Raw genomic sequence first — 23,052 nt, 5'->3', positions numbered from 1 at the left:
CCTGTCCGGTCGGCGGTGCTGCCCTCATGGCCATGGCGCCCCGGCGCGCCGTCGGCTATCCAGGAAGCCCACCCGATTCGTTCCGTAGAGGGATTCCATGCGCGCCCGCGACGCGGCCGACCGGCCCGCACCCACCGCCCCTCCCACCCGCTCCGTCGCCCGTCCCCCCGTCTCCCGCGCCTCCGAGCCGCCGTCGCACGCCGCCGGTGCGCCGCCCCAGGCGCTGGCGGCCCTCCAACGCACCGCGGGGAACGCCGCCGTCGTGCAGATGCTCCGCGCGGACGGCCACCCCTGGGCCCAGGAGGAGCACCGTCACGGCCCCGGCTGCGGGCACCCCGCGGTGCAGCGCTCCGCCGTCCACGAGGTGCTGCGCACCCCCGGTCGGCCCCTGGACGAGGACACCCGCACGGACATGGAGGCCCGGCTCGGCGCCGACTTCTCCGACGTCCGCCTCCACACCGACCCCGCGGCCCGCAGCTCCGCCGCCGAGGTCGGCGCCCGCGCCTTCACCTCCGGCAACCACATCGTCATCGGCGACGGCGGCGGCGACCGGCACACCCTCGCCCACGAACTCACCCACGTCATCCAGCAGCGCCAGGGTCCGGTCGCCGGAACCGACAACGGCCAGGGCCTGAGCGTCAGCGACCCCGGCGACCGCTTCGAACGCGCCGCGGAGGAGAACGCCCACCGGGTCCTGTCGGGACCGGCGGCCGCACCGACGGAGGAGCGGGCCACCGCCTCCGGGCCGGTGGAGCGGGCGGGGGCGCCGGTGCAGCGGAAGACGGCGGCGAAGGGCGGCGCACTGGTCAAGGCCGGTCGCCACGATTTCAGCACCGGCCTGCAGAACGCTATGCCGGTGGGGCCCGGGCAGGCCCGGTGCCACACCGTTTCGTACGAGACCATCACTGCCGGTGTGATGGAGGCCGTCAACAAGTGCCTGAACGGTGAGGACGCGGTCGGTTATCTCTACGGAGTGGTTGACGCGGTCTACCCGAAGGGCGGAAACCTCCTGGTGCACCAGCAGGGCCTGCCGACGGCGACGCAGTTGGCGGCGGTCTGCAAGACCGAGTTCAAGGCCGCGGAGACGGCGCTGAACGCGCTGAAGAAGCTCTTCCCGAAGGCGGGTTCGGGCTCGGCCGCCCAGGCGGCCCAGGCCGACAAGCTGGCCAACGACCTGATCAAGGCCCTCAACAACTCCCCGGCCAACCTCCGGCTCGGCGACGAGAACACCAACAGCTCCATCCAGAGCGGCCTCGACCTCGCACCGGCGCAGGCCGGTGCCGTGGAGACGCTGGGCCCCGCCACGCTCGTTGTCGACCAGTCGAAGCAGCCGATCGACGAGACGGCCCCCAAGACCAAGAAGCTCGGGAAGAGCCTGAAGGTGCTGCGGGCCGAGCCCGCCCACGAGCAGCAGGTCTGGACGCTGCTCACCCGGACCACGAGCAAGGCCGGCCAGCTGCACCTGTTCAGCTCCGGCCCGCTGCTCCAGAGCTCCGATCAGAAGGGGATGAAGACGGCCACCATGACCGCGAACCACCCCACCCCGACGGCCATCAAGGTTCCCGGGTCGAGCCCCGAGGTGTACTTCGTGTTCGATCTCTGACGCCCGAGGACCCCGGCGCACCGGCGCGCCGGGGCCCGGTGGCCGCCGGTACGGCTCGGACTGACGCTGCGTCAGAAAACCTCTTCCCTCCTGCCGCCCCCTACGGCATCCTGCGCCCATGCAGACCGAGCTGAGCACCACGCTGGGCGTCGAGCACGCCGTCTTCGGGTTCACGCCGTTCCCCGCGGTCGCCGCCGCGATCACCCGCGCCGGTGGCTTCGGCGTCCTCGGCGCGGTCCGCTACACCGCGCCCGATGAACTCGCCCGCGACCTGGACTGGATGGAGGCGCACACCGAGGGCCTGCCGTACGGGCTCGACGTCGTCATGCCCGCCCGCAAGGTCGAAGGTGTCACCGAGGCCGAGGTCGAGGCGATGATCCCGGAGGGCCACCGCCGCTACGCCGCACGGATTCTCGCCGAGCACGACGTACCGCCGCTCCCGGAGGGCGAGGTGTCCGGCTGGCGGATCACCGGCTGGATGGAGGAGGTCGCCCGCGGCCAGCTCGATGTGGCCTTCGACCACCCGATCAAGCTCCTCGCCAACGCCCTCGGCTCGCCGCCGCCCGATGTCGTCGCCCGCGCCCACGACCGTGGCATCCGCGTCGCCGCGCTGGCCGGGAGCCCCCGCCACGCCCGTCACCACCGCGACGCCGGGATCGACATCGTCGTCGCTCAGGGCTACGAGGCCGGCGGTCACACCGGTGAGATCGCCACGATGGTGCTCACCCCCGAGGTCGTCGCCGCCGTCGATCCGCTGCCGGTGCTCGCCGCCGGGGGCATCGGCACCGGCGAACAGATCGCCGCCGGGCTCGCCCTCGGCGCCCAGGGCGTCTGGCTCGGCTCGCTCTGGCTGACCACCGAGGAGGCCGAACTCCACTCGCGGCGCCTGACCGCCAAGCTCCTCGCCGCCGGTCCCGGCGACACCGTCCGCTCCCGCGCCCTGACCGGCAAACCCGCCCGTCAGCTGCGTACCGCCTGGACCGACGCCTGGGACGCCGCGGACGGCCCCGGCACCCTGCCGATGCCCCTCCAGGGGCTGCTGGTCGCCGAGGCCAACTCCCGTATCCAGCGCCACGAGGTCGAACCGCTGCTGGGCACGCCCGTCGGCCAGATCGTCGGCCGGATGAACAGCGAGCGCAGCGTGCAGGCCGTCTTCGACGATCTCACCCGCGGCTTCGAGAAGGCCGTCGACCGCATCAACCGCATCGCGGGCCGCGCCTGACCGCCGCGCCCGCCGAGGAGGCAGCACGATGACGGACCACTCCGCACCGCCCACCGGCTTCTGGGCCCAGGCCACCGCCGACCCGGACCGCACCGTTCTGATCGCCCCCGACGGCGAGGAGTGGACCGCGGGCCGCCTGCACGCCGCGGGCAACCGCCTCGTCCACGGGCTGCGCGCCGCCGGACTGACCCGCGGCGACGCCTTCGCGGCCGTCCTGCCCAACGGCGTCGAGTTCCTGACCGCGTACCTCGCCGCGTCCCAGGCCGGTTTCTACTTCGTGCCCGTCAACCACCACCTGGTGGGGCCCGAGATCGCCTGGATCGTCGCGGACTCCGGCGCGAAGGTGCTGCTCGCCCACGAACGGTTCGCCGACGCCGCCCGCGCCGCCGCCGACGAAGCCGGGCTGCCCGCCGGGCGGCGCTACGCCGTCGGCGCCGCCGAGGGCTTCCGCCCCTACGCCGACCTCCTCGACGGACAGCCGGACACCCCGCCCGCCGACCGCACCCTGGGCTGGGTCATGAACTACACCTCCGGCACGACCGGCCGCCCCCGCGGCATCCGCCGCCCGCTGCCCGGCACCCCGCCCGAGGAGACCCATCTCGGCGGCTTCCTCGGCATCTTCGGCATCCGGCCGTTCGACGACAACGTCCACCTGGTCTGCTCGCCGCTATACCACACGGCCGTCCTCCAGTTCGCCGGTGCCTCCCTGCACATCGGCCACCGGCTGGTCCTTATGGACCGCTGGTCGCCCCAGGAGATGCTGCGGCTGATCGAGGCCCACCACGCCACCCACACCCATATGGTCCCCACCCAGTTCCACCGGCTGCTGGCCCTCCCCGAGGAGGTCCGCGCCGGGTACGACGTGACGTCGATGCGGCACGCCATCCACGGGGCGGCGCCCTGCCCCGACCACGTCAAACGCGCCATGATCGACTGGTGGGGCGGCTGCGTCGAGGAGTACTACGCGGCGAGCGAGGGCGGCGGCGCGTTCGCCACCGCCGACGACTGGCTCAAGAAGCCCGGCACCGTCGGCAAGGCGTGGCCGATCAGCGAACTCGCCGTCCTCGACGACGACGGCAACCGCCTGCCCCCGGGCGAACTGGGCACCGTCTACCTGAAGATGCGCACCGGCGGCTTCCGCTACCACAAGGACGACGCCAAGACCCGGCAGAACCGCGTCGGCGACTTCTTCACCGTCGGTGACCTGGGCTATCTCGACGAGGACGGCTCTCTCTTCCTCCGCGACCGCAAGATCGACATGATCATCTCCGGCGGCGTCAACATCTACCCCGCCGAGATCGAATCCGTCCTTCTCGCCCACCCCGCCGTCGCCGACGCCGCCGCCTTCGGCATTCCGCACGACGACTGGGGCGAGGAGGTCAAGGCCGTCGTCGAACCGGCCGACGGCCACGCCCCCGGCCCCGAACTCGCCGCCGCCGTCCTGGAGTTCTGCACCGGACGGCTGGCCGGATACAAGCTCCCCAAGTCCGTCGACTTCGTCCCCGCCATGCCCCGCGACCCCAACGGCAAGCTCTACAAGCGACGGCTGCGGGCGCCGTACTGGGAGGGGCGGGAGGCGACGGGCCCAGCCTAGGAAGCCGACCGGCGCGCGCCGAGGGGGTGCGCGCCGGGGCCGAACGCCCCTGCCCGGTGCCTTGACCCGGGCCGGGGCGGCGCCGAGGATCGCGCCATGACGGCAGCGCGGAGCAACACGGTCGACGGAGTCCTGCGGCGCAGCGCGCGCCGGGTGCCCGGGCGGGCGGCGGTGCGGTACGCCGACCGCGCCTGGACCTACCGGGCACTGGACGAGGCGGTGACCGCGGCGGCGCGGGTGCTGCGCGGGCTCGGCCTCGCCCCCGGCGACCGGGTCGCCGCCTACGGACGCAACTCCGACGCCTACCTGATCGGCTTCCTGGCCTGCTCCCGCGCGGGGCTGGTGCATGTCCCCGTCAACCACGCCCTCACCGGCGAGGACCTGCGCTACGTCCTCGACCAGTCCGGCAGCTCCCTCGTCCTCACCGACCCCGCGTTCGCCACGCGGCTCCCGGCGGACCTGCCCGCCCTGCCGCTGCGGGACGCCCCGGACGGACTGCTCGCCCGTATCGCGGAGCCACCCCGGGACGCCCCGGACACCGACACGGGGGAGACGGACCACGACGCCCCCGGGGACGACGGCGACGCGCTCGTCCAGCTCCTCTACACCTCCGGGACCACCGCGCTCCCCAAGGGCGCGATGATGACGCACCGCGCCCTGGTGCACGCGTACACCAGCGCCGTCGTCGCCCTCGACCTCAAGGAGACCGACCGGCCGCTGCACGCGCTGCCGCTCTACCACGCGGCGCAGATACACGTCTTCCTGATGCCCTATCTGGCGGTCGGCGCCGAGAACACCCTCGTGGACGGGCCCGACGCCGGGCAGCTCTTCTCGCTGGTGGAGACCGGCCGGGTGGACAGCCTGTTCGCGCCGCCCACGGTGTGGATCGGCCTGGCCCGGCACCCGGACTTCGCCGTCCGCGACCTCCGCGGACTGCGCAAGGCGTACTACGGCGCGTCGATCATGCCCGTACCGGTCCTGGAGCACCTCCGGGCCCGCCTGCCCGGTCTCGCCTTCTACAACTGCTTCGGGCAGAGCGAGATCGGCCCGCTCGCCACCGTCCTCGGGCCCGGGGACCACGCCGGACGGATGGATTCCTGCGGCCGCCCGGTGCTCTTCGTCGAGGCGAAGCTGGTCGACGAGGACGGCCGCGAGGTGCCCGACGGCGAACGCGGCGAGATCGTCTACCGCTCCCCGCAGCTGTGCAGCGGCTACTGGGACAAGCCGCAGGAGACCGCCGAGGCGTTCCGCGACGGCTGGTTCCACTCCGGTGACCTGGCGGTACGCGACGCCGACGGCTACTTCACCGTCGTCGACCGGGTCAAGGACGTCATCAACTCCGGCGGGGTGCTGGTCGCCTCCCGTCAGGTCGAGGACGCCCTCTACGCGCATCCGCAGGTGGCGGAGGTCGCGGTGATCGGCCTGCCCGACGAGCGGTGGATCGAGGCGGTCACCGCCGTCGTCGTCCGCACGCCCGCACCGGACGGCGCGGACGGACCGGCCGGCGAACCGGTCGGGGAGCGGGAGCTGATCGACGCGGCACGGGCCCGGCTCGCCGGGTTCAAGGTGCCCAAGCGCGTCCTCTTCGTCGACGCGTTGCCGCGCAACGCCAGCGGCAAGATCCTCAAACGGGAGCTGCGCGCCCGCTTCGCCGCCCGCTGACCGGCAGAGATCGCGGGCCACCGCGTGTACGGAGGGCGACTGTCAGTGCCCCCTGCCATGCTGGGAACCGGCCGGGGACACCACGGACGGTGATGGAGCGTCATCGCTCGGCGGGGCGTCGGCCACGGTTGCCGTGCGCCGTCCACCGCGTCACGGCGCGCCGACCGCAGCACCGTCACGGCACCGCACAGCCATTCGTCCGCGCAAGGCGAAGGACCTCGGAGGACCCATGCTGACCACCGACTACGTACCGGGCACGCCCAACTGGATCGACCTCGGCGCCACCGACACCGACGCCGCCGTCGCGTTCTACTCCGCCGTCTTCGGCTGGACGTTCCGGTCCGCGGGGCCCGAGGCCGGGGGCTACGGCTTCTTCCAGCTCGACGGCCGCACCGTCGGCGCGATCGGCCCGCTGACCGAGGAGGGCGCCACCCCGTCCTGGACCGTCTACTTCCACACCGCTGACGCGGACGCCACCGCCCGTGCCGTCGTCGCGGCCGGGGGAGCGGTACGGATGGAGCCGGGCGACGTCTTCACCGCCGGGCGCATGGCGGCGTTCACCGACCCGACCGGCGCCGACTTCGGCGTTTGGCAGCCCCGGGAGAACCCCGGCCTCCAGGCCGTCACGGAGCCCGGCACCCTGTGCTGGACGGAGCTGTACACCACCGACGACGCCGCGGCCCGGGAGTTCTACCGCACGGTCTTCTCCTGGAGCTACCAGGACATGCCGATGGGCGGCGGCCCGGTCTACGGCATCGTCTCCTCGCCCGGCGGCGGCAAGGGCGAGGACACCGGCCAGGGCGGCATCATGCAGCTCCAGAAGGAGCATCTGGACGCCGGTTCGGGCTCCGAATGGCATCCGTACTTCGGCGTCACCGACTGCGACGCCACCTTCGAGATGGCCACGGAGCTGGGCGCCCGCGTGCAGATCCGGCCCATGGACGTACCGCGCGTCGGCCGCATCGCCGGGCTCCAGGACCCGTGGGGCGCCCCGTTCGCGCTGATCCAGGGGGATCCGACGATGAGCTGACCCGGTGGGGTGCCGGGGGAGCCGGGGGTGCCGGGGGAGCCGGAGACCGGGGCCGGTCGGCGGGGCCGCCCGAAGCGATCCGCCGCCCGCACCCGGCCCGGCACGTCCCGCGTCACGCCCCCCGAGTCGCCGTGCCCAGCAGGGCCACCGCGGGCAGGGCCACGAAGCCGTCGCCCACCGCGTGGGCGGCCACCTTACGGTCGTAGATCCGGCGTACCGCCGCGCGGGAGGCGGCGTCGAGATGGCTCAGGACGGTGCCGGTCATCGGGGTACCGGCGGCGACGTCGTGCCACCACTGGCCGGGGTCGACGCGGTGCAGCAGCCGCAGCGTCTCGACATCGGCGTCCGCGAAACCGGCCGCGTCCAGCAACCGGCAGAAGGCCGCGGGCCGTTCGGTGACGTCGTACCCGGCCAGGAACGGCGCGTCCTCGGGCGCCTCGGCGGGCCGGGGCACCCCGGACTCCGCCAGCGCCTCCCCGAACAGCGCCAGCGCCCGCATCGCCTCCTGGTCCCAGCAGGTCAGCGCGGCCCGCCCGCCCGGCGCCAGCACCCGGCGCACCTCCGTCAGACCCGCGGCCGGGTCCCCCAGGTGGTTGATGACGAAGTTGCCGGTCACGGCGGTGAACTCCCCGTCGGCGAACGGCAGCGCGTCGAGGAGGGCGACGTGGACGTCGAGCCCGGGGTGCGCGGCCGCCGCGAGCGCGGCCATCTCCGGGGAGGCGTCCACCGCCGTCACCTCCGCGCCGCGCCGCAGCGCCGCGGCCGACACCGGGCCGGGACCGCAGCCCACGTCCAGCAGCCGGGTGCCGGGCCCGACGCCCGCGGCGTCCAGCAACGGCGCGACGAACCGGGTGGTGAGCCGGGCGAATCCCTCGCGATACGCATCGCCACGCCCGGCCCAGCCCTCCCGCTCGAACCGGTCGAAAGATTCCGCGTCCCAGGTGGTCATGGCCGCTCCCGCCTTTCCTCGATGGCCGCTCATCGTGGCAGCCGGGATGCCCGGACGACCACCGGCCACCTCCCGGAACCGGCCGGACAAAACCGCGTCCGGCCGCCCCGTCGGCCCCGTAGGCTCATCCGGCCGGGCCACGTACGACCGCCGGTCCCGGCACGGAGCGGTTCCGGAAGCCCGATACGAGAAAGGCCGAAAGGTGCAGCTGATCCCCTCGATACGCCGCCTCCTGCCCGCCGCCGCGAGCGCGGTGCTGCTGCTCGCGGGGACGGGCGGAGCACAAGCCGCCACCACCACGGCGGGGGCGCACGCCAACCTGCCGCACGCCGCTCCGGCCCCGGGCGCGCCGCCCGCGGCGGGTGCGTTCGTCCACTCCCCGTACCGTCAACTCCGGCCGCTCGCCGCACTGTCGGCCGAGCGGGCCGCCCTGGGTGACCTGGTGGCGGCGGCCAAATGGGGGACCGGCGCGCCGATCGACGACCCGGCACGGGAGCGGGAGGTGCTGGACGCTGCTGCCGCGCAGGCCCGGCGGCTCGGCGCCGACCCGGAGGTCACCCGGCGGATCTTCCGCGACCAGATCGAGGCCAGCAAGACCGTGCAGCGCGGCCTGTACCGCGCCTGGGAGGCGGACCCGGCGCGGGCGCCGCGGGAGCGGCCCGACCTGGCGAAGGTCCGCACCGAGATCAACCGCGTCAACGACGCCCTGGTCCGCGCCGTCGCCGCCTCCCCGCACGCCCGCTCCGCGCCGTACTGTCCGGTGGTCCTGGGGGTGGCCGCCGACCGGGTACGGCACGAGGAGCGGCTGGACGCCCTGCACACCAGGGCGTTGGGACGCGCGGTGCGGTCGGTGTGCGGTGGCTGACGGGCGACGGCGCCCGCGCGCCCCTCACCCCTCGCCCCCGCCCCCCACCACCGCCTTCGCCCACCGGTAATCCGCCTTGCCGCTGGGCGACCGCTGGATGCGCTCGGCCACGACCACCGTGCGGGGTACCTTGTACCCGGCCAGGCGGGAGCGGCAGTGGGCGCGTACCGCCTCGGTGTCCAGGGGGGCCGCGCCCGGGCGGAGTTGGACGACGGCCGCGACGCGGCTGCCCCAGCGCGGGTCGGGTACGCCCGCGACCAGCGCGTCGTAGACGTCCGGATGGGCCTTGAGGGCCTGTTCGACCTCCTCCGGGTAGATCTTCTCGCCGCCGGAGTTGATGCACTGCGAACCGCGGCCCAGGACCGTGACCACGCCGTCCGCGTCGACGGTGGCCATGTCGCCGAGCAGCACCCAGCGGTCGCCGTCCGCCTCGAAGAACGTCTCGGCGCTCTTGACCGGGTCGTGGTAATAGCCCAGCGGTACGTGGCCGCGCAGCGCGATCCGGCCCACCTCGCCCGGGGCGACCGGCCGCCGCGTCGCCGGATCGACCACCGCCGTACGGGGATTGACCCGCACCCGGAACCCGCGCTCGGGCCCGGAGTCGTCGGTCGCCGTGCCGTTGAAGCCGGACTCCGACGAGCCGAAGTTGTTGAGCAGCATCGCCTGCGGCACCAGCGCGGTGAACTGCGCGCGGACCGTCTCCGACAGCACCGCGCCGGAGCTGGAGACGCTGAACAGCGAGGAGCAGTCGGTGCCGCGCAGCGGACCGGCGAGCGCATCGGTCAGCGGCCGCAGCATCGCGTCGCCGACCAGCGAGACGCTGGTGACCTTCTCCCGCGCCACGGTGCGTAGCACCTCCTCGGGTGCGAACTTGCGGTGCAGGACGACCTTCTGGCCGAAGTGGAAGGCGATGAACGCGGTCAGCGTGGAGGTGCCGTGCATCAGTGGCGGCGTCGGGAAGAAGACGATGCCGTCGCCCCCGGCCGCCACCCGCTCCGCGACCTCCTCCGGCCGCCGCACCGGCTCACCCGTAGGGGCGCCGCCACCCATCCCGGAGAAGAACAGGTCCTCATGGCGCCAGACCACGCCCTTGGGCATCCCGGTGGTGCCGCCGGTGTAGATGATGAACCGGTCGTCGGCGGAGCGCGGCGCGAACCCGCGCCCGGGGGACCCCGCGGCCTCCGCGTCCGCGAGTGCCACCGGCACCGGCTCCGGCTCCGGCGCGCCCTCGGGCGCCGGCCCGACCCGTACGAGATGGCGCAGCGCGGGCGCGTGCGGGGCGGCGGTGGCCACCCGGGTGGTGAACTCCCCGTCGAAGACCAGCGCCACCAGGTCGGCGTCCCGGTAGAGATAGGCCAACTCATCTTCCACGTAGCGGTAGTTGACGTTGACGGGGGTGGCGCGGATCTTCAGGCAGGCGTAGAGGGCCTGGAGGTATTCGACGCCGTTGTAGAGGTGGAGTCCGACGTGGTCGCCGGGGGCGACGCCCTGCGCGGTGAGGTGGTGGGCGAGGCGGTTGGCGGCGCGGTCCAGCTCCGCGTAGGTCAGCCGCCGTTCGGCGCCGCTGCCCGGGTGGTCGACGTACACCAGCGCCTCGCGGTCGGGGACCGCGTCGACGATCGATTCGAAGAGGTCGGCCAGGTTGTACTCCACGTCTCCTCCAGACCGTGCCGGACGGCGGCTCGGCGGCCATTAGAGCGTCGGCCACGGCAGCAGGGAAGGGCCACGGCGAAGAAAACTGACTGAGTGTCAGAAAACTCTTGAAGTCGCCGTACCGCTCCTGCACCCTGTTCTGCGTCCACAGACGGGAGGACGGACATGGGCGGGACGGAACATCTCACCGTGCACCGCGAGGGGGCGACCCTGGTGCTCACCCTCAACCGGCCGGAGGCGAAGAACGCCCTGTCGCTGCCGATGCTGGTCGGCCTCCACGACGGCTGGCGCGCCGCCGACGAGGACGACACGGTCCGCTCGGTCGTGCTCACCGGCGCCGGCGGCACCTTCTGCGCGGGCATGGACCTCAAGGCCCTCGCCGGTGACGGCATGGCCGGCGACCACTACCGCCAGCGGCTGCGTGATGACCCCGACCTGCACTGGAAGGCGATGCTGCGCCACCACCGCCCCCGCAAACCGGTGATCGCCGCCGTCGAGGGCCACTGCGTCGCCGGGGGCACCGAAATCCTCCAGGGAACCGACATCCGCGTCGCGGGGGAGAGCGCCGTCTTCGGCCTCTTCGAGGTCGCCCGGGGACTCTTCCCGATCGGCGGCTCCACCGTCCGCCTGCCGCGCCAGATCCCCCGCACCCACGCCCTGGAGATGCTGCTCACCGGCCGCCCGTACCCGGCATCCGAGGCCGCCCGGATCGGCCTGATCGGCCATGTCGTCCCCGACGGCGGGGCGCTGGCGAAGGCCCTGGAGATCGCCGAGCGGATCAACGCCTGCGGGCCGCTCGCCGTGGAGGCGGTCAAAGCGTCCGTGTACGAGACAGCCGACCTGTCCGAGGCGGACGGCCTCGCCGCCGAACTCGCCCGGGGCTGGCCGGTGTTCGACACTGCCGATGCCAAGGAGGGCGCCCGGGCCTTCGCCGAGAAACGCCCGCCCGTCTTCCGGCGCGCCTGACCGCGCCCCGGCCCACACCTCGCGCCCGGCGCGCGTCCCACCGCCGGGGGCGCACGCCGCACCCTGCGCGCCCCCGGCCACGCGCCCACCCAAGGAGCCCGCATGCCAGAGGTCACGCCCGAGCCCACCGCGCCCCCCGCCGAGCCGGAGGAGGCCCTCACCGCACCCCTCGTCGTGGAGTTCCCCTTCACCCGGTCACTCGGCCCCGTCCGCGGCGCCTTCCTGACCGGGCTGCGCGAACGCACCGTCCTCGGCATCAAGGCCACCGACGGCCGCACCGTCGTCCCGCCCACCGAGTACGACCCGGACACCGGCGCCGAGCTGCGCGAGCTCGTCGAGGTCGCCCCCACCGGCACCGTCACCACCTGGGCCTGGAACCCGTCCCCGCGCCGCGGCCAGCCGCTCGCCACCCCCTTCGCCTGGGTCCTCGTCCGCCTCGACGGCGCCGACACCGCCCTGCTGCACGCCCTGGACGTCTCCGGCCCCGACGCCGTCCGCACCGGCATGCGGGTCCGTATCCGCTGGGCCGCCGAGCGCACCGGCGCCGTCACCGACATCGCCTGCTTCACCCCGGACGACGGGCCCGCCCCGGAACCCGCCGAACCGGCCGCCCACAGCGGCGAGTTCGACGACCCCGTCATCGGCATCACCGCCCCCGCCCGGCTCGACTACACCTACGCGCCCGGCCGCGCCCAGTCCCGCTACCTGCGGGCCCTCGGCGAACGCCGCACCCTCGGCGAACGCTGCCCGTCCTGCCGCAAGATCTACGTTCCGCCCCGTGGCGCCTGCCCCACCTGCGGCATCGCCACCGCCGAACAGGCCGAGGTCGGCCCCCGCGGCACCGTCACCACCTTCTGCATCGTCAACATCAAGGCCCGCAACCTCGACATCGAAGTCCCCTACGTCTACGCCCACATCGCCCTCGACGGCGCCGGACTGCCCCTCCACGCCCGCATCGGCGGCATCCCGTACGACCAGGTCCGCATGGGACTGCGCGTCGAACCGGTCTGGCGCGACGGCAGCCGCTACCCCGACCACTACCGGCCCACCGGCGAACCCGACGCCGACTACGACAGCTACAAGGAGCTGATCTGATGCCGGCCCTGCCCCGCGACATCGCTGTCGTCGCCTTCGCCCAGAGCGATCATGTGGCCGACAGCCACGAGGTCTCCGAGGCCGAGATGGTGATGCCCGTCCTCCACGACGTCCTGGACCGGACCGGCCTCAAGGCCCGCGACATCGGCTTCACCTGCTCCGGCTCCTCCGACTACCTCGCCGGACGCGCCTTCTCCTTCACCATGGCCCTCGACGCCGTCGGCGCCTGGCCGCCGATCTCCGAATCCCATGTCGAGACGGACGGCGCCTGGGCGCTGTACGAGGCATGGGTCGCCCTCCTCACCGGCGAGGCCGACACCGCCCTCGTCTACGCCTACGGAAAGTCCTCCCCGGGCGATCTGCGCGCGGTCCTCACCCGCCAGCTCGACCCGTACTACCTCGCCCCGCTGTGGCCCGACTCCGTCGCCCTCGCCGCGCTCCAGGCCCAGGCCCTCCTCGACGCGGGCCTGACCTGCGAGGACGAGCTGGCCGCCGTCGCCACCCGGTCCCGCGCCGCCGCCGCGGACAACCCGCACGCCCAACTGCGCGGCCCCCGCCCGCAGGGTGATCATGTCGTCGCCCCGCTGCGCCGCGGCGACTGCGCGCCCGTCGGCGACGGCGCCGCCGCCGTGATCCTCGCCGCCGGGGACCGTGCCCGCGCGCTCTGCGGCCGGCCCGCCTGGATCCGCGGCATCGACCACCGCGTGGAGGCCCACTCCCTCGGCGTCCGCGACCTCACCGCCTCGCCCTCCACCCGCCTCGCCGCCGACCGCGCCGGAGCCTTCGACCGCCCCGTCGACCTCGCCGAACTGCACGCCCCGTTCACCTCCCAGGAGATCGTGCTGCGCCGCGCCCTGCGGCTCGGGGACGGCGTCACCGTCAACCCGTCCGGCGGCGCGCTCGCCGCCAACCCCGCCATGGCCACCGGCCTGATCCGCATCGGCGAGGCCGCCGCCCGCATCCAGCGCGGCGAGAGCGGCCGCGCCCTCGCCCACGCCACCTCGGGCCCGTGCCTGCAACAGAACCTCGTCGCCGTCCTGGAGGGGGAGTCATGAGCAAGGAGCCCGTGGCCGTCGTCGGCATCGGCCAGACCGCGCACGTCGCCGCCCGCCGCGACGTCTCGCTCGCCGGACTCGTCCGGGAGGCCGCCCGCCGCGCCCTCGACGACGCCGCCCTCGACTGGCGCGACATCGACGCCGTCGTCCTCGGCAAGGCCCCCGACTTCTTCGAGGGCGTCATGATGCCGGAACTGTTCCTCGCCGACGCGCTGGGCGCCGTCGGCAAACCCCTGCTCCGGGTGCACACCGCGGGCTCCGTCGGCGGCTCCACCGCGCTGGTCGCCGCCAACCTCGTCGCCGCCCGCGTCCACCGCACCGTCCTCACCCTCGCCTTCGAGAAACAGTCCGAGTCGAACGCGATGTGGGGCCTGTCCCTGCCCATCCCCTTCCAGCAGCCGCTGCTGGCCGGGGCGGGCGGCTTCTTCGCCCCGCACGTCCGCGCCTACATGCGCCGCAGCAAGGCCCCCGACACCATCGGCTCCCTCGTCGCCTACAAGGACCGCCGCAACGCCCTGAAGAACCCCTACGCCCACCTCCACGAGGCGGACCTCACCCTGGAGAAGGTGCAGTCCTCGCCGATGCTGTGGGACCCCATCCGCTACTCCGAGACCTGCCCCTCCTCCGACGGCGCCTGCGCGATGGTCCTCACCGACCGCACCGGCGCCGCCCGTTCCCCGCACCCCCCGGCGTGGCTCCACGGCGGCGCCATGCGCAGCGAGCCCACCCTTTTCGCCGGGAAGGACTTCGTCTCCCCGCGCGCCGGACGGGACTGCGCTGCCGACGTCTACCGCCAGGCGGGCATCACCGACCCGCGCCGCGAGATCGACGCCGTCGAGATGTACGTACCGTTCTCCTGGTACGAGCCGATGTGGCTGGAGAACCTCGGCTTCGCCGCCGAGGGGGAGGGGTGGAAACTCACCGAGTCCGGCGTCACCGCCCTCGACGGCGACCTGCCCGTCAACCCGTCGGGCGGCGTCCTGTCCACCAACCCCATCGGCGCCTCCGGCATGCTCCGCTTCGCCGAGGCCGCCCTCCAGGTACGCGGCCGGGCCGGGGACCACCAGATCGACGGCGCCCGCCGCGCCCTGGGCCACGCCTACGGCGGCGGCGCACAGTTCTTCTCGATGTGGCTGGTGGGGGCCGACCGGCCGGAGTGAGGCGGGCCGGGGCGGCGCCCACGCGCACCCGCGGGCCATGGCCGCACCCGGCGGCCCGCCCGCGCCCCGCCCGCCCCGGACGCCGCCCGCCGCATCCCGGCCGGGCCCGACTGCCGACGGGCCATTCCCGGCCCCGCCCGCCCTCACGGCCGGAGCAGTCCCGTCCACCACCCGTCGCCGTCGAGCCGTACGCACCGGGGCCCCGGACGGCCGCACGAGCCGGTGCGAACCGTCGCACCCGGCGCCGCCACCACCACCCGCCGCCCATGGCCCCCACACCACAGCCCAGGCCCCGCGCCGGGCCCCGACCCGTCCCCCGCGCCCGTCCGCCGGCCCCCGCCGTCGGGTCCGCCGACCGCCGTCCGGGCACGTACGATGGCGGCATGTCCTTCCTCCGCCGCCGCAGCGCAGCCACGCCCGCCGGGCCTGACTTCGACGTCCTCGCCATGGATCCCGGGGACTGGCCGGGCAATCTCGGAGCCGGGCTGCTGCCCGCCCCCGACGGCACCTGCCAGGGCGTCTTCCTCCGCTACGACCTGTTCGGCGGCCGCGGCCCCGCGATGGTCATCGGGAACCTCCCGGAGGGCTCCCCGGCCCGCGAGCTGGCCGACGGCGAGGTGCCCTTCGAGGTCGCCCAGCTGCTGGCGGCGCTCGGCAACGACGAGCCGGTCGAGGTCGTCGAGAGCGAGGACACCCCCGTCATGCACGACGACAACCTCCTCATCGTCAAGCGCATCAAGTGCTCCGAAAGCCGCGTCTCCTGCGCCCAGTTCGACCGCAGCGACGGCGTGCTGGTCACCATCGCCAGCTGGGACCGCCCGATCACGGACGATCTCTACGCCCTCCTCAAGCCGCTCCCGGCCGAACTCTTCCAGCAGCACTGACGAGCCGAGGGCCGGGAAGCGTCACCACTCCCCGGCCCCTGCGGCAGCCGGTTACGCCGCGCCCCGCCGGACGTCGACGTCCGCAGCCCGCACATACCCGATCCGGTGCCCGACCTGGATCTCGTAGTAGCGGTCCTCGCCCCGTACGACGGCGTGCGTGGCCGTGTCGAAGCCGGACGCGGAGAAGTAGTCCCCGCGCACGCTCCCGCCGACCGCGTACCGCTCCCCGGCGTGCAGCTGGTACGGCAGCGGCGACACCTCCTGCACCGGGACACCCGCCGGATACGCCGCCTTCTCCGGGTACGCCCGCCCGTAGACCGGGATCGTCGCCCGGCCCGCCTTCGGCGTCACCGTCGCGCCCGCTGTCCGGAAGGCCGTGGGCCGCTTCGCCGGGTTCTCGAACCACGCCCGCTGCCCGAGGTACCAGATCGCCGTCCAGTCGCCCTGCTGCCCGGCGAACGCGAAGTGCTGGCCGGTGCTGGCCCGCGCCCCCAGATCGTTGACGTCGATCGTCGACGCACTGCCGTCCGGCCGCAGCCCCACGTCCTTGACCAGCGCCGCGTCCGCCTTCGGCGCGACGCGCAGCCGCACCGCCTCCGACCCGTGCGCGGCACAGGGCGCGCCCGCCTTCTCACAGCCCGTGTACGGCGGCGTGTTCGTCGCGTAGTCCGGCCGGATCGTGACGAGATCGCCCGCCGCCCGCCGCCCCGCCGCGAACGGCTTGCCCAGCAGCGTGAAGTAGTGCGCCCAGTCCCAGTACGGACCGGGGTCGGTGTGCATCCCCGGGATCGTCGACGTCGTCGTGCCCGGCACGTTGTCGTGGCCCAGGATGTGCTGCCGGTCCAGCGGCACCCCGTACTTCCGGCTCAGATAGGTCACCAGCCGCGCCGAGCTGCGGTACATCGCCTCCGTGTACCAGGCGTCGGGCGCCGCCAGGAACCCTTCGTGTTCGATGCCGATCGAATGGGAGTTGATGTACCAGTTCCCGGCCTGCCAGGCGACGTCCTTCGTCGGCACGTGCTGGGCGATCAGCCCGTCGGACGAGCGGACCGTGTAGTGCCACGACACATACGTCGGGTCCTGGACCAGCTTCAGCGACGTCTCCCACGACCCCTCGGTGTCATGGATGACGATCGTGTCGACCTTGAGGTCCTTGGGCCGGTCCGCCTTGTCGTGGTTGCCGTAGTCGTCGTTCCCGAACTTCTCGTACGGCGCCGGGACCGACTCGCACGCCACCGTCGCCGGGCACTCGGGCCGCGCCGCCGGATCGGCCGCCTGCAGGACCGCCGGGGCGATACGTTTCGCCTGTCCGGCGTCGGGGCGCAGCGCCGGACGCGCCGCCAGCGCCACCCGCTGCCCCGCGTCCGTCGTCCGCGCCTGACCGCGCCGCAGCGTGTCGAAGACCTCGTCGGCGAAGACCCGCCCGCCGGACGTGTCGCCCGCCCCGGCGTACCGCGCCACCGCGGCGTACCAGCCGGCCGGACCGGCGTCGCGCGGCAGCCCCAGCGTGCGCTGCTCCGCGGCGAGCAGCGCCGCGCCGCCGAGGACGTTCGCCGCCGGATCGGTGCGCAGCTTCGCCGCCGGAATGCCGGTCAGCTCGGCCGCCCGGGGCAGCGTCCGCAGCCGCGCGGGCAGCTCGGCGGGCAGCGGCTGCGGCGCGGTGACCCGGCGTCCGGCCGCGACCGGCCGCGCGGTGTCGCCCCGCGGGTCGTCGTCCGCCTCGCTGCGGCGCGCCGCCGGCCGGGCCACCGCCGCCCGGGCGTCCGTCAGATGCATCGGGCCGTACCCGCCGTCGACGCTGGGCGCACCGCCGTGCGCATCCCAGCGGGACTCCAGGTAGGAGACGCCCAGCAGCACACTGCGCGGTACGTGGTAGCGGGCGGCGGCCTCGGTGAAGGCCCGCTGGAGGGTGTCCGGTGCGGGCTCGGCGGCCCCGGCCGGACCGGTGGCCGACACCAGTGGGAGCAGCAGTGCCCCGGCGGCGAGGGCCGTCGCGGTGCGGACGGCCGGGCGGGAGGTGCGTCGTCCGCCCTCCGGTTCGGCTCTCCGGATTCTTCGCAGTCTTCGCAAGGCAACCTCCTGGGACCGGCCCCGGCCGGGGCGTTGTGACGGGTGATGCGCAGACGTCCGAACGGGACGGGACTCGTCTCATGAGACCCGACCGGCCTAGAGGTATCGACTGCCCAACGATCCGTCAATCACCTCACCACAGCGGGATTTCGCATGTCAGCGCGGTACGGAGGCAGTCTTCCCGGGATCGGCCCGCGGCCTGCGGGGCGTCAGTGGAATGGACCAGTGGCGGCCGCGGACCACTTCGCCGGGCGGCCACGGAACCGGGAGCGCGGCCGTGCGCCACGGGGCGGCGCGCCCTGGCCCCGGCATCGCGCCCGTGCCCCGGCACGACGAAGGGGCGGCGCATCCGTCCTTCCGGATGCGCCGCCCCCAGGGCCGGTCGTCAGCGGGTGCCGACCGCCGCCCGTACCGCCCGCCGGGCCATCTGGGCGTCGTCGTGCAGCCGTCGCAGCAACAGCCGCTGTTCCTCGCCCGCGGACAGGGCGCCGGGCACGCCCCCGGCCGGAGTGCCCTCCGGCACCGGCTCCCGCATCGTGCGCTGCACCGCGCTCTCGTACCGCTGGATCTCCCGCGTCAGTACCAGCATCAGATTGACCAGGAACGCGTCCCGCGCCGCCGGGCCCGCCGCCTGGGCCAGCTGACTGATCTGACGGCGCGCCGCCGGAGCCTCACCGAGCTGCGCCCACAGCGTCGCCAGGTCGTAGCCCGGCAGGTACCACCCGGCGCTGTCCCAGTCGAGCAGCACCGGGCCCATCGGCGACAGCAGGACGTTGTTCAGCAGCGCGTCGCCGTGCGAGAACTGGCCCTGGACGTGCGGGATGCCGCGCAGCAGCTTCCGCAGGTCACCCAGGTCCCGGTCGGTCAGCAGCCCCAGTTCGTGGTAGCGCGCGATCCGGCGGCCGTAGTCCAGCGGCGCGTCGAAGAGCCCGGGCGGCGGCCGCCAGAGATTGATCCGGCAGATCGCGCCGAGCGCCGCCCGCACGTCCCCGCGCGCCGGAGCCTCGGAGGGGTGGCGCTGGAGGGCGGCGACGCGGCCCGGCATCCGCTCCACCACCAGCGTGCAGTTGTCGGGGTCGGCGGCCACCAGCCGCGGTACCCGCACCGGGGGACGGTGCCGGACGAACGCCCGGTACGCCACTATTTCCTGCCGGAACCGCTCGACCCAGGCGGGGGAGCGGTCCAGTAAACACTTCGCGACCGCCGTGGTCCGTCCCGTCGTGCCCACCAGGAGGACGGACCGGCCGCCGCGCCGCAGCACCTGGACCGGATGGAACTCCGGACAGATGCGGTGCACGGAGGCGACGGCGGCGCGCAGCGGGGCGCCCTGGGGGCCGGACAGATCGAGCCGCCCGCTCAGCGGCTGGGCGACCACGCCCGCCTGCCGGACCCGGCCGCCCGCAAGCCCGGGCACCGTCCCCGCGCCGGCGGCCGGATCGGGGTACGGCCGGCCGCCCGCGGGCTGGTGACGGTACGTCCGGGTGGGGGAGGTCACGGCGGACGATGCTGCGTACATGGGTGAGACGGATCCCTTCGTGCGCCGACGAGTGGTGCGCTCCCGGCCCGGTGGCGGGAGCCCGCCGGACGGACCTCGTGCAGAAGGCCGGTTCGGCGTGCCCCTGGAGCAGGGCTCGCACCCTGGGGAATGCGGTCCCGCCACCGGGCCGGGGGCGACACGTCTACACAACACACCGGCGCGGGTGGCAGACCATGTGGCGCACCCTGGCGAACCCCTGGCGAATGCTCGCAGCCCATGTCAACGGCGGTTAGTGTCAACGCAGTCGAGGAACCTGGGGGCTTGACGTGGGCAGGGAGCCGAACACCCGTCTCGCGGACCTTTTCGGACTGGCCGGATGGTCCAAGGGCGAACTGGCGAGACTGGTCAACCGGCAGGCGGCGGCCATGGGCCATCCGCAGTTGGCGACCGACACCTCGCGGGTGCGGCGCTGGATCGACATGGGGGAGACCCCCAGAGATCCGGTGCCGAAGGTGCTGGCCTCGCTGTTCACCGAGCGCCTCGGCCGTGTCGTAACCACCGAGGACCTCGGGTTCGCCCGGAGCGGCCGTACGGGGAGGCGGCAGTCCGACGACGGGCTGCCGTGGGCTCCCGAGCGGACCGCCGCGGTCCTCACGGAATTCACGGGAATGGACCTCATGCTCAACCGACGCGGTCTGGTGGGCGCGGGCGCGGCGCTCGCCGCAGGCTCCGCGCTGACCGGCGCCATGGACAACTGGCTGCACACCGACCCGGCACCGCGCTCCGGTGCCGCGGCACACCCCGATCCGCTCACCGTCTCCGGCTTCGAATCGTCGCACCGCTACGACCAGATCGGCCTCGACCGCTACGAGGCGGCGCCCGTCGGCTCCCAGGAGATCGACGCGCTGGAACGCTCCGTGGAGGTCTTCCGCGCCTGGGACGCCGCCCGCGGCGGCGGGCTCCAGCGCAAGGCCGTGGTCGGCCAGCTCAACGAGGTCGGCGGCATGCTTGCCTACCGTCACCCCGACCACCTCCAGCGCAGGCTCTGGGGGGTGGCGGCCAACCTCGCCGTGCTGGCCGGGTGGATGTCCCACGACGTCGGGCTGGAGCCCACGGCGCAGAAGTACTTCGTCATCGCCGCGCACGCCGCGCGGGAGGGCGGCGACCGGCCGCGCGCCGGTGAGGCGCTGTCCCGCGCCGCCCGCCAGATGGTCCACCTGGGCCGCCCGGACGACGCGCTCGACCTGATGCAGCTGGCCTCCTCCGGCTCCGGCGAACAGGCGCTGCCCCGCACCCGCGCCATGCTGCGCACCATCGAGGCATGGGCCCACGCGGCCAAGGGCAACGGCAACGCCGTCCGCCGCACCCTGGGCGAGGCCGAGGAGCTGTTCGTCTCCGACAAGGGCGATGTGCCGCCGCCCGGTTGGATGCAGATGTTCGACGAGGCCGATCTGCACGGCATGGAGGCGTTGGCCTACCGCACCCTTGCCGAACACGACCCGTCGGCCGCCGGTCTCGCGCAGAGCCACGCCAAACAGGCTCTCCGGCTACGGGAGAGCAGCCGCCGCCGGTCGCAGATCTTCGACTACCTCTCGATGGCGTCGGCCTGCTTCATCGGCGACGACCCCGAACAGGCAGACCGCTACGCCCGGTTGGCGCTGGCCGCCATCGCCGAGAACTCCTCGCACCGCACCTGGGACCGGCTGCGCGAGATGTACCGCCTCACCGGGCAGTACTCCGGCAACGACCGGATCAAGGAGTTGCGCGCGGAGATCGACCAGGTGATGCCGAAGCCGCGCGGCAAGGCGAAGGTGCCCGCCCCGGCGACGGCGCTCGACACCCGGCTCGGCATCACCTTCTCGGTCTGAGCCGATGCCGTACGACAACGACGTCGGCGCCACCGGGCCGGAGCACCGGAGCAGACCGACGGCCGGGGGGCGGCGTGACCGGGCCGCCGGATCCGGTCACCGTACGCCCGCCCTCCGGGCCGGCCGTTCACCGTCGTCTCAGCTGACCCGCGCGATCAGCAGACACGCATCGTCCTCGCGGACGGCGCCGTCGAACTCCTCGACGGCGAGCCGGACGCACTCCTGGGCGTCACGCGCCGCCGTGAAGCGCGGCGCCAGGCCGAGCAACCGCTCGGCCGCCTCGTGGGCCGCGTCCGGGCCGTGTGTACGGCGGGGCAGCAGACCGTCGGTGTGCAGCACCAGCAGATCGCCGGGGGCCAGCCGCTCGGTGCGCTGACCGTACGCGGCGTTCGCGGTCGCCCCGAGGAGGACGCCCTCCGGCGGGTCCAGCGCGCGCCCCGTGCCGCCGCGGAACAGCAGCGGCGCGGGGTGCCCGGCCTGGGCCCACTCCAGCTCCCGGGTGGCCGGGTCGAACCGGCAGCAGACGGCGCTGCCCAGCGCGGGCTGCGCGGCGGAGTCCAGCAGCTGGTTGAGGAAGCCCATCAGCGGCCCCGGGCGGTGACCGGCCACCGCCATCCCGCGCAGCGCGCCCAGCACCATCGCCATCCCGGACGTCGCGCTGGCGCCGTGCCCCGTCAGATCGCCGACGCTCAACAGCGTGGTGGTGTCCAGGAGTGGGAGGGCGTCGAACCAGTCGCCGCCGATCAGGGCGCTGGTGGCGGCGGGGAGGTAGTGCCCGGCCAGATCGAGGGCGACCGGGCCGCCCTGCGGGAAGCGGAGCGGACCGCGCCACGGCGGCAACACCGCCTCCTGCAGCTCGACCGCGAGCCGGTGCTCCGTCCGCGCCGCATGTCGCCTGCGCTGCAGCGAATCGCGGCTCTCGCGCACCGCCCGCTCGCTGCGCCGCAGCTCGCTGACGTCCCGCAGCACCGCCCACATGCACGCCGTCGAGCCGTCCGCGTCGAGCACCGGCTCGCCGGTCATGTGCACCGTCCGCACCCGGGCGTCGGGGCGTACGACGCGGAACTCGCCGTCGATGGGGCGGCCGTCCACCAGGCAGTCGGTGACCATCGTGGCCAGATGCTGCTGGTCCTCGGCGAAGACCAGGGACGGCAGCTCGTCGAGGGTCAGCGGGCCGTCGGACGGCTCCCGGCCGAGGATGGTGAACAGCTCCCCGGACCAGCTGACCTCGTCGGTGAGGAGGTTCCACTCCGCGCTGCCCACCCGGCTCAGCAGCGAACCGCGCGGCGGCTCCTCCTCGGCGGGCGGCGCGAGCGGCCCGGCGTACGCGGCGCCGTCGGTCTCCTCCGAGGGCAGGCCCTCTCTGAGCTGGTCGAGATGGCCGCCGACGTCGTCGAGGTGGTGGACGGCGAGGTCGCACAGCGCGCGCTGCCAGCGCAGCTGCGGATCGATGGTCGCATCGTCGGTCGCCGCCGACTCGCGTACGGCGTCGAGGCCACCGCGCAGCCGACGGGCCTGGGTGATCAGGGCCTCGACCGTGTCGCGCGCGGGCGGCTGGGCGGACGGGTGGTCCGCGAAGAGGGGGGACGGCATCGATTCTCCGAGATATGGCGGCGCCGGCCACGGCGGTCCTGCCCTGGCCGACAGAGCGCGCCCGGGGGCTGGTATGAGGGCCGGGTGACGACTCTTGCACAGGCTGCGACGGTCCGTAAGGGATTTGGCATGACCCGATACGGCGTTGCGGTCGGCATATGCCCCCGGCCTCCGTGGGGCGTCACCGGCCGAATCGGCGGAATGACAGATTCCAAGCTAGGCTGCGCCCGCCGTCGCGCTGCCGTGCCCACCGATCCATGCTGGGAACGACGCATACGGTCCGCGGTCACCGGCAAGAATGCCGGT

At 74.1% G+C, this 23,052-nt stretch carries 17 protein-coding genes; 12 read left to right on the top strand and 5 right to left on the bottom strand.

The genetic code is table 11. The features are described 5' to 3' along the window. The first annotated feature begins 97 nt into the window (after positions 1 to 97). From OG422_RS02910 to OG422_RS02890, 5 genes are all read left to right on the top strand, one after another. Positions 98 to 1,603 carry a DUF4157 domain-containing protein gene (locus OG422_RS02910; RefSeq protein WP_405739297.1) on the top strand — a complete coding sequence of 502 codons (1,506 nt, stop codon included), beginning with the start codon at positions 98 to 100 and terminating at the stop codon, positions 1,601 to 1,603. A gap of 118 nt (positions 1,604 to 1,721) precedes the next feature. Next, entirely contained in the window at positions 1,722 to 2,825 is a 1,104-nt protein-coding gene (locus OG422_RS02905; protein WP_405739294.1) for an NAD(P)H-dependent flavin oxidoreductase, read from the top strand. 28 nt (positions 2,826 to 2,853) lie between these two features. Beyond that, on the top strand, positions 2,854 to 4,419 hold the full coding sequence (locus tag OG422_RS02900; protein WP_405739291.1) for an acyl-CoA synthetase: 1,566 nt from the start codon (positions 2,854 to 2,856) through the stop codon (positions 4,417 to 4,419). 96 nt (positions 4,420 to 4,515) lie between these two features. After that, complete coding sequence (locus OG422_RS02895; protein WP_405739288.1) at positions 4,516 to 6,081, top strand: fatty acyl-CoA synthetase; 1,566 nt, start codon at positions 4,516 to 4,518, stop codon at positions 6,079 to 6,081. Positions 6,082 to 6,310: 229 nt separating this feature from the next. Next, entirely contained in the window at positions 6,311 to 7,111 is an 801-nt protein-coding gene (locus tag OG422_RS02890) for a VOC family protein (RefSeq protein WP_405739285.1), read from the top strand. Positions 7,112 to 7,223: 112 nt separating this feature from the next. Here the strand turns inward: OG422_RS02890 and OG422_RS02885 are convergent, their stop codons facing one another. Continuing rightward, positions 7,224 to 8,060 carry a class I SAM-dependent methyltransferase gene (locus OG422_RS02885; RefSeq protein ID WP_405739283.1) on the bottom strand — a complete coding sequence of 279 codons (837 nt, stop codon included), beginning with the start codon at positions 8,058 to 8,060 and terminating at the stop codon, positions 7,224 to 7,226. A 202-nt stretch (positions 8,061 to 8,262) separates the two neighbouring features. Between OG422_RS02885 and aroQ the strand changes: the two genes are divergently transcribed. Further along, positions 8,263 to 8,925 carry a gamma subclass chorismate mutase AroQ gene (gene aroQ, locus OG422_RS02880; protein WP_405739280.1) on the top strand — a complete coding sequence of 221 codons (663 nt, stop codon included), beginning with the start codon at positions 8,263 to 8,265 and terminating at the stop codon, positions 8,923 to 8,925. Positions 8,926 to 8,949: 24 nt separating this feature from the next. Here aroQ and OG422_RS02875 read toward each other — a convergent pair whose 3' ends face one another. Beyond that, entirely contained in the window at positions 8,950 to 10,578 is a 1,629-nt protein-coding gene (locus tag OG422_RS02875; protein ID WP_405739277.1) for an acyl-CoA synthetase, read from the bottom strand. A 165-nt stretch (positions 10,579 to 10,743) separates the two neighbouring features. Between OG422_RS02875 and OG422_RS02870 the strand changes: the two genes are divergently transcribed. The 5 genes from OG422_RS02870 to OG422_RS02850 all read left to right on the top strand — a co-directional run bounded on the left by OG422_RS02870 (position 10,744) and on the right by OG422_RS02850 (position 15,738). After that, on the top strand, positions 10,744 to 11,544 hold the full coding sequence (locus tag OG422_RS02870; RefSeq protein WP_143941672.1) for a crotonase/enoyl-CoA hydratase family protein: 801 nt from the start codon (positions 10,744 to 10,746) through the stop codon (positions 11,542 to 11,544). Positions 11,545 to 11,646: 102 nt separating this feature from the next. Further along, positions 11,647 to 12,639 carry a Zn-ribbon domain-containing OB-fold protein gene (locus OG422_RS02865; protein WP_405739274.1) on the top strand — a complete coding sequence of 331 codons (993 nt, stop codon included), beginning with the start codon at positions 11,647 to 11,649 and terminating at the stop codon, positions 12,637 to 12,639. 8 nt (positions 12,640 to 12,647) lie between these two features. Further along, entirely contained in the window at positions 12,648 to 13,694 is a 1,047-nt protein-coding gene (locus OG422_RS02860; protein WP_405747613.1) for a thiolase domain-containing protein, read from the top strand. Next, the gene (locus OG422_RS02855; protein WP_405739271.1) at positions 13,691 to 14,854 is read left to right on the top strand and encodes a thiolase domain-containing protein; all 1,164 of its coding nucleotides are present in this window, start codon (positions 13,691 to 13,693) and stop codon (positions 14,852 to 14,854) included. Before OG422_RS02860 ends, OG422_RS02855 begins: the two co-directional genes overlap by 4 nt. Positions 14,855 to 15,237: 383 nt before the next feature. Beyond that, positions 15,238 to 15,738 (top strand): hypothetical protein, encoded by a 501-nt coding sequence (locus OG422_RS02850; protein ID WP_143945135.1) that lies wholly within the window; start codon positions 15,238 to 15,240, stop codon positions 15,736 to 15,738. A gap of 51 nt (positions 15,739 to 15,789) precedes the next feature. Here OG422_RS02850 and OG422_RS02845 read toward each other — a convergent pair whose 3' ends face one another. Then, positions 15,790 to 17,790 carry an N-acetylmuramoyl-L-alanine amidase gene (locus OG422_RS02845; RefSeq protein ID WP_405747612.1) on the bottom strand — a complete coding sequence of 667 codons (2,001 nt, stop codon included), beginning with the start codon at positions 17,788 to 17,790 and terminating at the stop codon, positions 15,790 to 15,792. A 403-nt stretch (positions 17,791 to 18,193) separates the two neighbouring features. After that, positions 18,194 to 19,324: an aminoglycoside phosphotransferase family protein gene (locus tag OG422_RS02840; protein WP_405739267.1), complete on the bottom strand. Its 1,131-nt coding sequence runs from the start codon at positions 19,322 to 19,324 to the stop codon at positions 18,194 to 18,196. A gap of 287 nt (positions 19,325 to 19,611) precedes the next feature. On the opposite strand from OG422_RS02840, the gene OG422_RS02835 reads away from it, so the two are divergent. Beyond that, positions 19,612 to 21,153 carry a hypothetical protein gene (locus OG422_RS02835; RefSeq protein ID WP_405739265.1) on the top strand — a complete coding sequence of 514 codons (1,542 nt, stop codon included), beginning with the start codon at positions 19,612 to 19,614 and terminating at the stop codon, positions 21,151 to 21,153. A 138-nt stretch (positions 21,154 to 21,291) separates the two neighbouring features. Here OG422_RS02835 and OG422_RS02830 read toward each other — a convergent pair whose 3' ends face one another. Further along, on the bottom strand, positions 21,292 to 22,746 hold the full coding sequence (locus tag OG422_RS02830) for a PP2C family protein-serine/threonine phosphatase (protein ID WP_405739262.1): 1,455 nt from the start codon (positions 22,744 to 22,746) through the stop codon (positions 21,292 to 21,294). Positions 22,747 to 23,052: the final 306 nt, after the last annotated feature.

This window comes from Streptomyces sp. NBC_01525, assembly GCF_045040405.1.
In the GTDB taxonomy this organism is placed as follows: Bacteria; Actinomycetota; Actinomycetes; order Streptomycetales; family Streptomycetaceae; genus Streptomyces; species Streptomyces benahoarensis.
This window is presented reverse-complemented; position numbering and strand designations above follow the sequence as displayed.